At 54.0% G+C, this 398-nt stretch carries 1 protein-coding gene; it reads right to left on the reverse strand.

Annotation, left to right across the window (positions count from 1 at the left end):
- Positions 1 to 208 precede the first annotated feature (208 nt).
- Positions 209 to 398: hypothetical protein (locus AC1DCY_RS27825; protein ID WP_477356051.1), on the reverse strand; the 190-nt coding region annotated here is incomplete at its 5' end.

Raw genomic sequence — 398 nt, forward strand, 5'->3', positions numbered from 1 at the left:
GAGAAATACACGTTGAAAAAGTGAGCGGCAGAAAACAGAAATAAGCGAACGCTTCTGAGCGTGCAGACCTGAGTTTGCTGATGACTTGTAGCAGGCCACCAAAGGTTGGCGCCTGCGTCGTGGAAGATGTTTGCGCTGGTGAACATCGGTATGCAAGACCGCTCTTGTCGGCACCCGACAGCCTGAATCACGAGGGGCACGTGTTCTGTCACGTGAGCATGGGCTTAATAACAAACCCGTTGTAAGCGTTGGAGGTCTGCATTTCGAAATATTTTTGCTGGCTGTCGGGGGCGGGGGTGACGCCGTGCAGAAACAGCGTCACGTGTTGACCAGGCGCCAGATACGCAAAATCAGGATCGCCAGACCTTACTCTGACCTTGATCGGCAGGGACTTGCCG

It is taken from the genome of Lysinibacillus sp. 10T31 (assembly GCF_056394365.1).